Source organism: Paenibacillus sp. TAF43_2, assembly GCF_052113545.1.
Taxonomy (GTDB): domain Bacteria; phylum Bacillota; class Bacilli; order Paenibacillales; family Paenibacillaceae; genus Pristimantibacillus.
In genome coordinates, this window is record NZ_JBFRDK010000164.1 from 1 (window position 1) to 13,652 (window position 13,652).

The 13,652-nt window shown below is 43.9% G+C and carries 14 protein-coding genes, 1 tRNA gene and 1 pseudogene; 10 read left to right on the forward strand and 6 right to left on the reverse strand.

What is annotated here, in order from left to right; all coding sequences use genetic code 11:
* The first annotated feature begins 158 nt into the window (after positions 1 to 158).
* From AB4Z17_RS25970 to AB4Z17_RS25990, 5 genes are all read left to right on the forward strand, one after another.
* Positions 159 to 1,001 carry a sugar phosphate isomerase/epimerase family protein gene (locus AB4Z17_RS25970; protein ID WP_441909795.1) on the forward strand — a complete coding sequence of 281 codons (843 nt, stop codon included), beginning with the start codon at positions 159 to 161 and terminating at the stop codon, positions 999 to 1,001.
* A gap of 82 nt (positions 1,002 to 1,083) precedes the next feature.
* The gene (locus AB4Z17_RS25975) at positions 1,084 to 1,896 is read left to right on the forward strand and encodes an MBL fold metallo-hydrolase (protein ID WP_441963007.1); all 813 of its coding nucleotides are present in this window, start codon (positions 1,084 to 1,086) and stop codon (positions 1,894 to 1,896) included.
* 30 nt (positions 1,897 to 1,926) lie between these two features.
* Positions 1,927 to 3,306, forward strand: coding sequence for an ADP-ribosylglycohydrolase family protein (locus AB4Z17_RS25980; RefSeq protein ID WP_441963009.1), 1,380 nt, complete (start codon positions 1,927 to 1,929; stop codon positions 3,304 to 3,306).
* A gap of 136 nt (positions 3,307 to 3,442) precedes the next feature.
* Complete coding sequence (locus AB4Z17_RS25985) at positions 3,443 to 3,646, forward strand: hypothetical protein (protein WP_441909791.1); 204 nt, start codon at positions 3,443 to 3,445, stop codon at positions 3,644 to 3,646.
* Between the two features lie 27 nt (positions 3,647 to 3,673).
* Complete coding sequence (locus AB4Z17_RS25990; RefSeq protein ID WP_441963011.1) at positions 3,674 to 4,558, forward strand: GNAT family N-acetyltransferase; 885 nt, start codon at positions 3,674 to 3,676, stop codon at positions 4,556 to 4,558.
* 121 nt (positions 4,559 to 4,679) lie between these two features.
* Here the strand turns inward: AB4Z17_RS25990 and AB4Z17_RS25995 are convergent.
* Positions 4,680 to 5,069, reverse strand: a pseudogene (locus tag AB4Z17_RS25995) (transglutaminase-like domain-containing protein); the annotation flags it as partial.
* A gap of 262 nt (positions 5,070 to 5,331) precedes the next feature.
* Between AB4Z17_RS25995 and AB4Z17_RS26000 the strand changes: the two are divergent.
* Complete coding sequence (locus AB4Z17_RS26000; RefSeq protein WP_441963013.1) at positions 5,332 to 5,826, forward strand: DUF2199 domain-containing protein; 495 nt, start codon at positions 5,332 to 5,334, stop codon at positions 5,824 to 5,826.
* Positions 5,827 to 6,024: 198 nt separating this feature from the next.
* On the opposite strand, the gene AB4Z17_RS26005 is transcribed toward AB4Z17_RS26000, so the two are convergent.
* Positions 6,025 to 6,108, reverse strand: a tRNA-Leu gene (locus AB4Z17_RS26005).
* A gap of 82 nt (positions 6,109 to 6,190) precedes the next feature.
* Between AB4Z17_RS26005 and AB4Z17_RS26010 the strand changes: the two genes are divergently transcribed.
* On the forward strand, positions 6,191 to 6,781 hold the full coding sequence (locus AB4Z17_RS26010) for a xanthine phosphoribosyltransferase (RefSeq protein WP_441963015.1): 591 nt from the start codon (positions 6,191 to 6,193) through the stop codon (positions 6,779 to 6,781).
* Positions 6,782 to 6,987: 206 nt separating this feature from the next.
* Positions 6,988 to 7,893, forward strand: coding sequence for a divergent polysaccharide deacetylase family protein (locus AB4Z17_RS26015; protein ID WP_441963017.1), 906 nt, complete (start codon positions 6,988 to 6,990; stop codon positions 7,891 to 7,893).
* Here the strand turns inward: AB4Z17_RS26015 and AB4Z17_RS26020 are convergent.
* Positions 7,858 to 8,559 (reverse strand): N-acetylmuramoyl-L-alanine amidase family protein, encoded by a 702-nt coding sequence (locus AB4Z17_RS26020; RefSeq protein WP_441909787.1) that lies wholly within the window; start codon positions 8,557 to 8,559, stop codon positions 7,858 to 7,860. The two genes, AB4Z17_RS26015 and AB4Z17_RS26020, sit on opposite strands and share 36 nt — an antisense overlap.
* Before the next feature lie 136 nt (positions 8,560 to 8,695).
* Between AB4Z17_RS26020 and AB4Z17_RS26025 the strand changes: the two genes are divergently transcribed.
* A complete protein-coding gene (locus tag AB4Z17_RS26025) occupies positions 8,696 to 8,890 on the forward strand; it encodes a YqzE family protein (protein WP_441963019.1) in 195 nt (64 codons plus the stop codon).
* Here AB4Z17_RS26025 and AB4Z17_RS26030 read toward each other — a convergent pair.
* The 3 genes from AB4Z17_RS26030 to AB4Z17_RS26040 all read right to left on the reverse strand — a co-directional run bounded on the left by AB4Z17_RS26030 (position 8,881) and on the right by AB4Z17_RS26040 (position 12,678).
* Positions 8,881 to 9,774 carry a hypothetical protein gene (locus AB4Z17_RS26030; protein ID WP_441963021.1) on the reverse strand — a complete coding sequence of 298 codons (894 nt, stop codon included), beginning with the start codon at positions 9,772 to 9,774 and terminating at the stop codon, positions 8,881 to 8,883. The genes AB4Z17_RS26025 and AB4Z17_RS26030 overlap by 10 nt on opposite strands.
* Before the next feature lie 124 nt (positions 9,775 to 9,898).
* The gene (locus AB4Z17_RS26035) at positions 9,899 to 10,858 is read right to left on the reverse strand and encodes a YqhG family protein (RefSeq protein WP_441963023.1); all 960 of its coding nucleotides are present in this window, start codon (positions 10,856 to 10,858) and stop codon (positions 9,899 to 9,901) included.
* Complete coding sequence (locus tag AB4Z17_RS26040; protein ID WP_441963025.1) at positions 10,855 to 12,678, reverse strand: DEAD/DEAH box helicase; 1,824 nt, start codon at positions 12,676 to 12,678, stop codon at positions 10,855 to 10,857. The genes AB4Z17_RS26035 and AB4Z17_RS26040 overlap by 4 nt, the downstream gene beginning before the upstream one ends.
* 277 nt (positions 12,679 to 12,955) lie before the next feature.
* Between AB4Z17_RS26040 and AB4Z17_RS26045 the strand changes: the two genes are divergently transcribed.
* Positions 12,956 to 13,652 (forward strand): ribonucleotide reductase N-terminal alpha domain-containing protein (locus tag AB4Z17_RS26045; RefSeq protein ID WP_441963027.1); only part of this gene is annotated, 697 nt, incomplete at its 3' end.

The window sequence follows — 13,652 nt, forward strand, 5'->3', positions numbered from 1 at the left end:
GGATAAAAGCTTCATTGATGCGATTAGAGGAGAACATGAAATATTGGTGTCGGGAGAATATGCTAGGAAGGTTATTCAATTGACTGAAGCGATATATCGTTCAGCTGACTATCAAGTTTGATTTGGCACTTCTATTTTCCATGAGGAGCGTGATTGGTTTGAACGTTAGCTTGAGTATGTGGAGCGTGCATAAATATTGGTATGAGGGAAAATGGGATACCGTTGATTTTCTAGCATTTGCCTCCGAGACAGGGGTTAAGGGAGTGGAGCTGCTCAGTTGTTTTTGGAAGGATAAGGAGAAGGATATCCCATTAATTGATGAAGCGCTTCGTAAATATGGTTTGCAGGTTGCGTGCTTCAGCGCGTGCAACAACTTTGTGGTAGCAGATGATTCACAAAGGCAAGCACAATTAAAGGAAGTAACGGATGCTGTCGACGCGGCTGTTCATTTTGGAGCCAAGGTCGTTCGTGTATTCTCAGGGGATTTACCCAATGACTCCATATCGTTTGAGCAGGGAATGCAATTCGTAATTGATGGACTTCGTGCAGCGGCTGATTATGCCGAACAGAAAGGTGTAACACTTTGCCTAGAAAATCACGGGTTATTTGCAGGACGCAGCGACCAGGTTATGGCTATTATCCAACAAGTTAATTCCCATGCGCTGCGAAGCACATTTGATACCGGAAATTTTCTGCTCGTTGGCCAAAGCTCTAGCGATGCGATTGATGAGCTGAATGGGTATGTTGGTCATGTGCATGTTAAAGACTTTCTACCAGTGCCGGAAGGTACGGCTGGCGGCGTCACTCGGGCTTTAACGGGGGAACTGTTTTTAGGGAAAATTGCTGGAGAAGGCGCTGTCGATTTGAAGTATATTTTCGGCGAGTTGAAAAAATCAGGTTTTGACGGGTGGCTTACCGTAGAGTTTGAAGGCGAAGAAGAGCCTAAGCTTGGCTCTATTGAAGCGGTTAATCATGTAACACGAATAGTGGCAGGCCTTTAAGAAAGCATTAAATGATAAAGGATAGTTAGTTGATTCTGTGTCTACGACCAAAACTTAAGAACGATTTGGAAGGAGATATATCGTGAAGGTGCATTTTCTTGGCACTGCTGCTGCGGAAGGTTTTCCTGCGATGTTTTGTCGTTGTGTGCACTGCTTGAAGGCAAGAGAGCTTGGCGGGAAAAATGTGAGAACACGGAGCTCCGTCCTTATTGATGGCGTGTTGAAGGTTGATTTTCCGCCAGATACGCTTCATCATGTTTTGACGGGCGGCATCGATCTCGGTCTTGTGAAGGATTTGTTCATCACGCACACGCATCTGGATCATCTTCGTGCAGAGGATTTGGAGATGCGGATGCCTGTTTATGCTCATGGATTGGATGCGCCGTTGCATGTTTACGGCCACGATGCAGTCATTCGCAAATGCCGGGATGCTGTTGGCAGACCAGATGAGGAGCGGTTGGTGCTGCGAAAAATAGATCTGTTCGAAACCGTCGATACCGGAGATGCCAAGGTGACGGCGCTGCCGGCAAATCATGATCCCGATGAAACCTGTTTGCTCTTTCTAATCGAAAAGGATGGAAAGCGCATCTTTTATGGACACGATACCGGGCTTCTTCCTGAAGAAACATGGCGATGGCTGGAACGGACGAAATTGGACCTCGCCATATTGGATTGTACGAACGGCCATCTGCCGTTTACAGGAGGACATCTCAACATCGCAGCCGTTCTTGATATTAGGAATCGGTTACGCAGCAAGGGGATATTCAGCCGGGAAAGCAAGGTTGTGGTCACACATTTCTCTCACAATATAGGATTGCTGCACGATGATCTTACGCAGTTTTTTGATCAAGAGGATATCATAGCAGCTTTTGACGGTATGATTTTGCAGCTATAATACGGTTCCTGAAAGGAGTGAATGCCGTTCATGAAAGCCTCCGAGCAGTATTACTTGCAATACAGCCATCATGTTGAAATTGAAAGGCAGCAGGCAATGGACGAGGGGAAACAGATCAGCGCAGAATTGGCTGCTACGTATGAGAAGCTGGCTTCCATGCCGTGGAATGACCCGCAACGTGAACAAATGGCTGCGGCTTATATAGACGAAATGGGAGAGCTGCCTTTAAGAGCTGACTTCCCGTTTGTTGAGCCCTCTAACCTGCCGGAAATCGTAGCGGAACGACCAGTTGCCGAATTCCCGGTGAATCAACCTGCTCTATATGAAGATTTAGCGGATAAAATGTATGGTGCATGGCTCGGTCGATCCGCAGGCTGCTTATTGGGGCAGCCGATCGAAGGGTGGAGAAAGGAACGTATTACAGGCTTGTTAAAGGAAACAAACAATCTTCCAGTTCATTATTATATTTCATCCGAAATGGATCCGGAAATTGCGGAGAAGTACGGCGTCATCAACGAGGGCGGGTCGTATGGAAACGAGCTCGTAAGCTGGATTAATAATGTGAAGCATATGGTCGAGGACGACGATATGAACTATACGATCATCAGCCTTGCTGTATTAGAAAAATTCGGCTATGACTTCTCTCCCGACGATGTAGCAGAAACATGGCTTAACCTGTTGCCTTTGCTGCGCACCTGTACTGCAGAACGCATTGCATACCGGAATCTCGTTAATCGCTTAGATCCACCACTCTCAGCTACATATCGCAATGTCTATAGAGAGTGGATTGGCGCTCAAATTCGAGTTGATTTGTATGGCTACATTAATCCTGGGAATCCAGCGAAAGCCGCTGAAATGGCTTGGAGAGACGCTTCGATCTCACATGTAAAAAATGGTATCTACGGCGCTATGTGGACAGCAGCTATGCTGGCCATGGCTGCCGTGACGGACAACAGGCAGGATGTGATCAGAGCCGGTCTCGGTCAAATTCCTGCCAATTGCCGGCTTGCTGACGATATTCGGACGGTGTTACGCTGGTACGAGGAGCAGGTGGCCTTTGATTCAGTAGTAGAGCGTATCCACCATAAATATGATGAAAGCAATGCACATCATTGGTGCCATACGATCTCTAATGCGATGATTGTGGCGGCGTCTCTGCTGTATGGTGAAGGTGACCTGGAAGCAACAATAGGTCTAGCAATTATTTCGGGCTTTGATACGGATTGCAATGCGGCTACCGCAGGTTCTATTGTAGGTATGCAAAAAGGTGCGAGCCAACTACCCGAGAAATGGGTGAAGCCGTTAAACGATAAAATTCGTTCCGGCGTAGATGGCTTCGGAATCGTGCCTCTATCTCATTTGGCAGATCGAACGGTGAAGTTGATTGCAAATAATCCTTATTTGAAATGATGGGGTTGCTACAATTTGAAAGCGATACAAATACAATAAACCCAATACCGCCAAGGTGTTGGGTTTATTGTATACTGGGAGAAAAGGGTAATCATTTTATCTTATAAAAACAGCTAGATATGGAGGAGATTATTCGATGCGTTATGAAGTTAAACTGAATGCGATAGAACAGAAATGGGATATTGTAGCTGGCCGAAAAGAGATCATAAAAGGAATGACGGATAAAATTTTTGCTGAGAAAATTGCTGAAGAATTAAATAAAGCCTATGATCAAGGCAGTGCTGATAGAGAGAATGTAGACAAGAAAATCAATGACAGCATAAATAAATTATTTTTTTAATACTAAAACAGAATCGAGGTGTAAGAATTGAACCAGATTATTATACAAAAATATAATCCTCAAAGAGATAAAGCTCAAATCGAACGTATGCTGCTTAACTACAATCATCTATTGAATATATTTTATAATGATGAAAAAGGAAACAAAGATAATATTTTGGTTGCACTCAATAATACTACAACCATTGGGTTTCTTTCATTTAATGGTTTCGGCAGAAAACCTCAGGCCATATTATATGTGAACAAAGAGTATGAAGCAGCGGATATCGGCTCAATGCTAATACAAGAATATGAAAAAATGCTTATTCCAAATGAAAAAGTAGAGCATACCCTATTTACGTGTTCTCATCGTGACACTGATTTAATTAGTCTTTTGGACAATAATGGATACAGATTATATTTATCCTCATACATTATGGAACGTAAGGGTGAATCATTCCCCACAGATAACATCATAGTTAGAAATTATGAAGAGAATGATTATTTTGAATGGGATAGAATTTGCGAATTAGCTTTCTATCATATGCGACAGCGTATAGGATTGTATCCTTCGTTTTTTTATAAGCCTGTGGAATGGGAACGCGAGYAGTTTGCCCAAAATAAAAATAATATGTTTGTAATGATAGTTGATAATACTATAGTAGCAATAGGAAAAATTGAAGGAAATAAAATATGTACCGTTGCTATTTCCATAGAACATCAATCACGCGGTTATGGAAGAGTTTTTGTGAAATACCTTGTTAATGAAATCATTAGTAGGGGTGAAGACAAGGTAATCCTTGACGTTGCAAAAGGCAATTTTGCGAAAACGTTATATGAAAGCCTTGGGTTTGAAGAAACGGCGTTTTACCACCACTATATTAAATATTTTAGACCGGATACAAGACTAAGTGCTCCACCCGACGATTATTAAACAATACTTATGGATGCTGAAAAGTGCCTCTGGAAATGAATCTAAAGCTCGGAAGGCAATCCATTCAAATACATATGAACTGCGTTTGTACATTGTTTAAGTACTTGAATCGTTTTAGAGTTAGGCTGTTTATATAGGCGGCATTAAGAGCATGAATGCAGTATCCTGTGTCGGGTGTATCTCCAATTGTAAGTCGTTGATAACAAAATCCTGTTGGAATCCCTTTGCTTCTTAACAGTGCAGATAATAAATTTGATTTGGCGTAGCAAATACCTTCTTTATAAAATAGGGCTTCTGAAGCGCTAACCGTTATCCGATTGCTTTGAATGTCCCAAGAGTGCGCTATTTGATCTCGAACAAATTCGTAAGCATTTTTTATAAAATCGACTTCGTTAGAAGATCTAGAAAATAATTCATCTGATAAATTGTTGATTGTCGGGTGACTGAGATCGATGTCTTCTGTTTCCTCCAAATAATCTTCTATATTATCCGACTCACACGAAATGTTCATAGCATAATGCCTCCAGTTGTTAGTTTATTCTTGGGAATTATTATGCATTTAAATGAATTAATATACAACATTTAATTTCGTTCAACCGTTGTTGACCTAGTAGTTTTTATATCTGAATAATGAAATGCAATATGGTACAATAGAACGGATTATTATTGAGAAAATGCAATTATATACGGTAGAATTTAGAAGTAAAGTGCTTTAAGAATTAACATAATTTGGTGGTTATAAAAATATTAGAAAACAGGCAGGAGTAGAAACGATGAAATGCCCTCATTGCAACAACGAATTAAGTGAAGTCCCTTTATGTTACGGAATTGAAGCACCAGACTATTTTTACAAGGTGCCAGAAGAGCAAAGAACAGAGTTAATTAGAGATTTTTGCGTAATTGATGAACAATTTTTTTATATTAGGGGACACATTGAAATACCAATTATTGATAGTCATGAAAAATTTATATGGAGTGTTTGGGTTTCACTTAGTGGCGAAAATTTTTTGAAATCCAATGAATTATTGAATGTACAAGGAAGAGAAAATGAGCAACCATATTTTGGCTGGTTGTCGACGGAACTTTCAATATATCCAATATCTACACTGTCGTTGAAAACAATGGTACATACACAAGAAGTAGGCGCTGTTCCATTAATAGAACTAGAACAGACTGATCATCCACTTGCAGTTGAACAAAGAGAAGGAATTACAATGGAGAGAGTAATAGAGATTGCTCATTTAACAAATCACCACATGAACGATTGAATAGCTAATGAAAACTGACTTTTATGAACATCTATTTTCAATTGAAATGGGTGAATTGCAAAATTACGGAACAAAAAACCACTTCGTTATCATGAATTAAGTATCATGATAACGAAGTGGTTTAAATTTACAAAATGTTGTCTCATATTGACCACTAGATTAAACATCGTCTAAAATAGTCTATAAACCCAATAAGGATGCGGTCGAGAGGACTCGAACCTCCACGGCTGTTACACCACTAGAACCTGAATCTAGCGCGTCTGCCAATTCCGCCACGACCGCAAAACATGTTTTAACAAAAAATATCGTATCATGAGCAAGCTGGAATAGTCAACAATATTTTATAAAAATGGGGGAAAATGCTGTGGAACAGTTAGAGCAAAAAATCATGCAAGAAGGAATCGTCCTCAATGACAATGTATTGAAGGTGGATTCATTCTTAAACCATCAAGTAGATCCGCAGCTTATGCTTGCCATAGGTAAAACGTTCACTTCCCTATTCGAAGCGCAAGGAATTACGAAGGTGCTCACACTGGAGTCTTCAGGCATTGCACCTGCAGTTATGGCCGCTCTGCAAATGAACGTGCCGTTAATATTTGCGCGTAAACGCAAGTCGCTGACACTTAAAGATGATCTCTATACCGAGAAAATCTATTCCTTTACGAAGYAAGAGGAAAGTGAGGTTACTGTTTCACGCAAGTTTTTGGCAGCTGAAGATCGTGTCCTCATTATAGATGACTTCCTAGCGAACGGCGATGCAGCGCTTGGTCTGGCTCGAATTGTTGAGCAAGCGGGTGCTTCGGTAGCCGGAATCGGTATCGTGATCGAGAAGGCGTTCCAGCCAGGACGTGAAAAGCTCATCGAGCATGGTTATCTTGTACATTCATTGGCAAGAGTGGCATCATTAGCAGGCGGAAAAGTAACATTTGCACCACATCCAGTCGCTCACGCTTAAACAACAAGTTGTATATAACTAAATTGCTCACAGAAATTTAAGTTCGAATAAATTATAAATAGGAATCAATGACAAGAGAGGCCTAAATCAGGTCTCTTTTTTTATATTTAGAAGTTAGGTTTATTCTTCTGATATTATGCTGCATTCGCATATTTTCCAGCATTTTCACAAACAATAACAGCAAACGGTGAAAGGTGCGTGCAGCAATGAGCAGACAGCATAATGTAATTGAAGAAAAAGAAAGACAGAAATTTTGTGAAATGAGATGGTTATCGTTTGCTAAGACAGCTGCGGCAGTCATGTTGTTGAGTACATTTTCAGCTGCTATTAGCCCGCTCAGCTATAATCATGTTTCTGCTCAGAGTTCAGCTAAAGGGATAAGTGCGGCTGAGCAGGTGGATGAACGGAAGCCAGTGGCAATCGTAATTGACGATTTTGGCAATAACATGAGCGGAACTGAGGAAATGATGAAGCTTCCAGTCAAAATTACAGCGGCGATTATGCCTTTTATGCCAACGACTAAGAAGGATGCAGAGGAAGCGTATAGGCTTGGCCATGATGTCATTGTTCATATGCCGATGGAACCGAACAAAGGGCTAAAAAGCTGGTTAGGCCCTGGAGCGCTCACAACTGATTTAAGTGATGCAGAGGTGCGCAAACGGGTAGAGGATGCCATTGACGATGTGCCTCATGCCATTGGGATGAATAATCATATGGGCTCAAAGGTGACAGCAGATGAGCGAATGATGCGAATTGTGCTAAGCGTATGCAAGGAGCGGGGGCTCTTTTTTCTAGATAGCCGGACCACCTTCAAAACGGTTGTTCCCAAATTAGCCAAAGAGCTGGGCGTGCCGACAGTCTCCAATGATGTATTTCTTGATGACGTTTATACTGTTCAACATATATCCAAGCAAATCGGCGTGCTGCGCAAGCATTTGGAGTCACATGACAGCTGCATCACGATCGGACATGTTGGAGCACCTGGGAAATACACATCCTCGGTTCTACATCAGTCCATACCTGCGATGCAGCCTACTGTGAGATTCGTGAAGCTGACTGCGCTTATTGGCGGTGAATCAATGAACGATCCACTTGTATTGCCTAATCCCTGAGGCGATGGCTTCAGCAACTTCTTGCTGACGCTGCGGATCTGTCAGCATTGTACGATCATGCTCGCTGCTTATAAAGCCCATTTCTACAATTACAGCAGGGTCCTGCACCCTTCTAAGTAAATAAAACGGTTTTCCTTCCCTTGGGAGGAAAGCCGTATTTTGTTGTCGATTAAGCGCATCTTGTATGCAAAATGCAAGCAATGAGCTTTCACCGCTGCTCTGATGCAGCACTAGAGGGCCTTTCTGCATACTTTTCTTTGACCAATTGACATGCAAACTAATGAGCAGTTCACTTTCAATTTCATCGGTTAGTTGACGGCGCTGCGATAAATCTTTACGATGTCTCGAACGTGTATTATGCCAACGATTATCGTCACTGAGTGCATAGTCGCCGGTTCGATTGAGTACAGCCGGTATGTTTTGGCTTCGCAATATGAAATACAGCTTTCGCGCAACAGCTAAATTAATGTCCTTTTCTAAAATATCAGCTGATGAGGCTCCCCCGTCAATCCCGCCATGTCCAGCATCGATAATGACTACAGTTGACGGAAGCGCCCAGTCCTGATTGTAGCCTACCGGCAAAAGAGGCCATGCAAAAGCGCTGGATGAGCTGCTGGAAGCAGCCAGCCATACTACAACAAAGGTTAGTGCCATTTTACGAAACATGCTGATTGTTCCTCCAGATTTCTTTGACATACGGTTAGCGTGGCTGTTTGGAGGGAAACTCATGCATGTTTAGATTGGATGGTTAAGGGGCAAACTTAAATTATTAATTCATACGGTATTGAAAGGACTGATTAGCATGGCAAAAGGCGATGAATACGTAAAATTTATGACCGAAAAATTTATAAATTATGTGGAGACACCAAGAGAAGAACGGAAACAAACCAACGTATTAGCCAAATCTCGGAGAGAGCCTTGGCTGACGCGTTGGTTCGGATGGGGACCAGTGAGTATAATGTTATGGTGGCGCGGACGCGCTGAGCGTCATCGGTAAAAGTGACCAAGCTCGATTAAAAGCTGAAGGGGAATATAGCGGCGATCAGAACCATCCTCGCTTGCTTCAAGCGCGACATAGATTTGACCGTTATCCCATTTGTTATATCCGACGACAGACCAGACATATAACATCTGGCCATCAAACAGCTCAGCAGTAAAGCGGAGCTGTTCTTTGTTGTTTATTTTCGCAAAGAGAGGTGTGTAAGAATTAGAGCTTAATGTGATGGGTTTATTCGTTAGCCAGGGAAGCTTATCGAATGGATTAAATGACGGCAGCGAGACTTGTTTAATAAGGACTGCTTTCTGAGTGTTAAGTAATGGAGCCGCTTTATCAAGCTTAGTTGCGGCAGCATTTGTCCAATCTTCCTTCTTGGCAGGGAGGGATTCACCGCTGACAGCATCTGCATAATACGTTTCTTTCTCTGTCGTTATTTTCCATGCGGCAAGGAGAGGGTGAACATATATTCTTTCGATTTGGTTTGCAGGCTTTAAAAGCTCCAGCTGCTTAATCGCTTTAGAAAGGGTGCTTTCATCGAATAATGGATGATTGTTTGTTCCGTATTCACCTAGCTGATATCCACCTGACTCCACCGCATTAATGACAAGATAACCGACAGTATTTTTATTTTGCATGACAAGCACAAGCCAGCTATGCGTTCCAGGACCAATTGGAGAAACAATAAGCGTCGACTTTTTCCATGCGGCAAAAGAAGGCTGTACAGCCAGTTCTTCAACCCAGCGCTGCGCTTGCTGCTGAACAGGCTCATAAACGGTTGTAGGATTAGAAACGGCCGCAGCAGCTTGTGGCTGCAATCCTCCTGCATACAATACAATAGCGGTCAAAACACATGCCGCTGTAAGCTTGATGAATTTTTTTGGCATAATTAATCACCTCCATATCATTGTATAGGACAAGCTTTAAGAAGGCTGTTGCAACCTGTCGCGTAAGGGCGGCCTTGTGACCGCCTTTTTTTGACGTATTGCTGCGGATAACGTCAGATCGATGTCAATCGATACCCTCGAGATGAAAGATGCCGCAGTTAATGGCGGACGCAGTCACCCTAGGCTCATATTGCCATCTGATTTCGGATTGACGCTGAGCGAATTGCTCCTCAATCGCTGGTTTGTTTTCTTCGATTGCATTCTTAACAAGCGGCTCGTAGTAGCCGTTAATTCGGTCAAGCTCTTCCTTCAACCTTGCTGATGCACTCTCAGCCCAGCTGTAATCATAGCTGCGAAGCTTGCGCTCCAGCGTTTGCTCTATGATGCTAAGCGCTTTATTGAAGGAGAGGCCATTTTTGGTGATGTGAATATTTGCAGGCAGGCGAGGCGTAAGCTTGTGCGTAAGCAAGCGATCGTAGAAATGCTCCACGCATTGGCCAGTCGCGAGCGAGACACCGTAGCTATGAATTTCTTCGCGCTTGCGATCACAAGCGAACTCTACCCGCATATTGACAGACAGCCATGCGGTGTAAGGGGTCGAGGTAAAGGGATTGTTCGAGCGTTTGTCTGACTCCTGAAACAAATGGACGAAGCTGCCCTTAGCTTTTGCAGCATCAAAAATTTGCTCGAGCTTGCGTGCGCCAAAAAACAAGTCTTCACGCGGAATGCGAACGGGTGCCGCTAAGCTGCCGTGAATAAAGCCTAGCGAACGCCCAAGAGCGGCATTCGCCGCTGTATCTTGCGCGTTCAGCGCAGCATCCTGTTCGGTGTTCACGACTTCAATTTTTTTGAGCTCCTCGGCAGCGTCATATTTGTTCTTGTCCGTTACAAACAAGAATGTCATCGTCTCTGGTTCTGCGTCGACGCGATCGACGAAGCTCCAGTAGTAGGGACGATTCGTAAGTTCACGGTCGGCGTGAGGAGAGAGCTTCACCGTGAAATGGCTAGGTGACTTTTCTAAAATCGAGCATTCGGTAGCTTCTAAATAGCGGTTTACAAATTTGTGCACCTGTTTTTCGTTCAAGGCTGCACCTCCACGGTTTGTCCAAGCGTATCCAAATTCACTAGCAGGTCGGGACTTGTCGGCAGCGGGTTTTCGCCTGTCAGCACCTCTTCGCGAATGCGGCTGAGGGAGGAGCCCAAATGATTAATTTTTTGTTTTAAATCCGTATCGTTGCCCGATTCTAGCAGCATTCGAGCAAGCCGCTGCTCCAGCGAGCCATCCCCTTTCTCAAAGCGCTCCAAAATATGATCCAGCTCGCCAATTACAAGCTCGAACAGGTTTATTTTTTCATGCAATAGGTTGACGATATGCTCTTCAATGGTACCGATTGTGCACAGATTGTAGATTTTTACGTCTTCCTTTTGCCCAAGGCGATGCACCCGTCCAATGCGTTGTTCGACTCTCATTGGATTCCAAGGCAGATCGAAATTAATCATGTGGTGGCAAAATTGCAGGTTTATCCCTTCGCCGCCAGCTTCCGTTGCGATGAGGATTTGCGCGCGCCCGCGGAATAAATCCATCATCCAATCCTTTTTGCCGCGGTTCATACCGCCGCGATAAGGGACGGCAATCATATTTTGAGCGCGGAAAAACTGCAGCAAATATTCCTGAGTAGCTCTGTATTCAGTGAAAATGATAACCTTGTCGTCCATTTCTTTGACAAGCTCCATCGCTTTCTCTGCTTTGGTATTGGCTTTGATATTACGAATTTTCTCTACAAGCTCCCATATTTTTGGACGCATAGGGGAGTCTTCGGACGTTTTCTTAAATAGATTAACAAGCGTTAGAAAAACCGCATCGCGGCTGCTGCATACTTCACGCTGAAGGGTAACGAGTGAGAGCATGCTCGATAAATCGCCGCCGCTTTCTTCATACCGTTCCTTAACGAAGCCCGTCACCGCGTCGTACAGCGCTTTCTCTTCTTCTGAGAGAGTAAGCGGTATATTTTTGACAAAACGTTTCGTGAAATGAATGCCGCCGTCCCCGCGCCGATTCCGAATCATGACGCCGGAGAGTGCTTCCTGCAGCTGATCTTCGTTTTTCGGAAGCCGCTTGTCGACAACAAAGTTTGCTGCAAATTCACTTTGGCCGCCCAGCTGACCAGGCTTGAGCAGCGTAATGAGATTGAACAGCTCGTCCATATCGTTTTGGATTGGGGTAGCCGTAAGGAGCAAGCAATATTTTTTACGTAAAAGATTAGCAAACTGATAGTTCGTCGTTTTCTTGTTTTTCAGCTTATGTGCTTCATCGATGATGATGATGTCATAATCTGTTCCAAGCACAATCTCGCGATGCGGATCACGCTTAGCGGTATCGATAGAAGCGACAACTACATCATAACCCCATGTATRCTCCTTCTTCTGGGCTACGGCAGAGATGCCGAATTTCTGATTAAGCTCACGCACCCATTGAAGAACAAGGGAAGCGGGGACAAGAATGAGAATACGCTTAGCTAAACCGCGCACAATATATTCTTTGAGCACTAGTCCTGCTTCGATCGTTTTGCCAAGTCCAACCTCATCGGCCAAAATCGCACGGCCGCCCATCTCATGCACCACTTTGCGCGCTGTGCTGATTTGATGTGCCATTGGCTCGAAGGCTGGAAGAGATCGCAAGCATAACAATTCTTCGAAGCTTTCAATTCGTTTCGCTTGCTCGGCCTCCATAGCGAGCTGATATAACGTCCAATCATCCCATGGGCCGCCTTTTGTTAAACGGTTTTGCAGTTCTTCAAACCAAGAGCGGTCATGCTGCAGCTCAACTAAAGGATGAAGCTTGCGAGAAGTAAAGGCAGTGCCTGCTTCACCTGAGGCAGCCTGCGGCGTCGTCTGAAATGTCATCTAGTACAGCTCCTTCCGCAGTAAAAGGGATAAGTTGTTATTAGTATTGCCTTTTCATCTAATATTAATAAGATGCTGCTTAAAAAAGAGGATGGACTAGCAATATAACGAGAGTGGGCATGTAAGCGGACAGGTTTGCTAAATTTCGCCACTAACGAGCATGAAAATCAATATGTAGTATAGTATAATGGTTTTATGACACAATATATTGTGCTAAAAGCATATCTGATCTTACCTATGCCTTCAGCACGTTAGTATGAGGGAGGAAGCAGCTGCGATGGAGAAGACTGGTGGAAATCGGCTTGAGGGCCTTAGTGAAAAAATCTTTTTGGATCGATATGCATGGAAAAATGCAGATACGAGTAAAACGGCGATCGGCGATATCGTGCTTGTTCTAACGAAGGATGATCCGAAATTCCCTGTCAAGGAAGTCGGAGAAGTTATCGGCCGTGATGGCAGCAAGGTTACCGTAAAGCTTAGAAACGGCGAGCTTGTGGAGTCTACAACAGAGAAACTTACGCTTACGATTGAGAAAACGCCTGAGGAAATGTGGGATCGTCTTGCAGATGCGATGGCATCCGTTGAAGATGGATCAGAGAAGCAAAAGGAATGGCGGGACAAATTCAGATATTTATTAGATGATTGGAAGCTGGTTCCGGGCGGCAGAATTGCAGCGGGGGCTGGAGCTAGTGAAGAGCTGACGCTATTTAATTGTTATGTCATCCCCTCACCAAAGGATAGCCGCGGAGGCATCATGACAACGCTCACGGAGATGACTGAAATTATGGCGCGAGGCGGCGGCGTTGGGATGAATTTATCTTCGCTGCGACCTCGAAGAGCGATAGTTGCAGGCGTTAATGGTTCATCGAGCGGCGCTGTATCATGGGGTGGGCTGTTCAGCTATGCAACGGGACTTATTGAGCAGGGCGGCAGCCGCCGAGGCGCCTTGATGCTTATGATCAATGATTGGCACC

Excerpts from the sequence above, each read along its gene's own strand:
- AB4Z17_RS25980 (WP_441963009.1), top strand. The coding sequence starts at position 1,927 with ATGAAAGCCTCCGAGCAGTATTACTTGCAATACAGCCATCATGTTGAA.
- AB4Z17_RS25985 (WP_441909791.1), top strand. The coding sequence starts at position 3,443 with ATGCGTTATGAAGTTAAACTGAATGCGATAGAACAGAAATGGGATATT.
- AB4Z17_RS26000 (WP_441963013.1), top strand. The coding sequence starts at position 5,332 with ATGAAATGCCCTCATTGCAACAACGAATTAAGTGAAGTCCCTTTATGT.
- AB4Z17_RS26015 (WP_441963017.1), top strand. The coding sequence starts at position 6,988 with ATGAGCAGACAGCATAATGTAATTGAAGAAAAAGAAAGACAGAAATTT.
- AB4Z17_RS26020 (WP_441909787.1), bottom strand. The coding sequence starts at position 8,559 with ATGTTTCGTAAAATGGCACTAACCTTTGTTGTAGTATGGCTGGCTGCT.
- AB4Z17_RS26025 (WP_441963019.1), top strand. The coding sequence starts at position 8,696 with ATGGCAAAAGGCGATGAATACGTAAAATTTATGACCGAAAAATTTATA.
- AB4Z17_RS26030 (WP_441963021.1), bottom strand. The coding sequence starts at position 9,774 with ATGCCAAAAAAATTCATCAAGCTTACAGCGGCATGTGTTTTGACCGCT.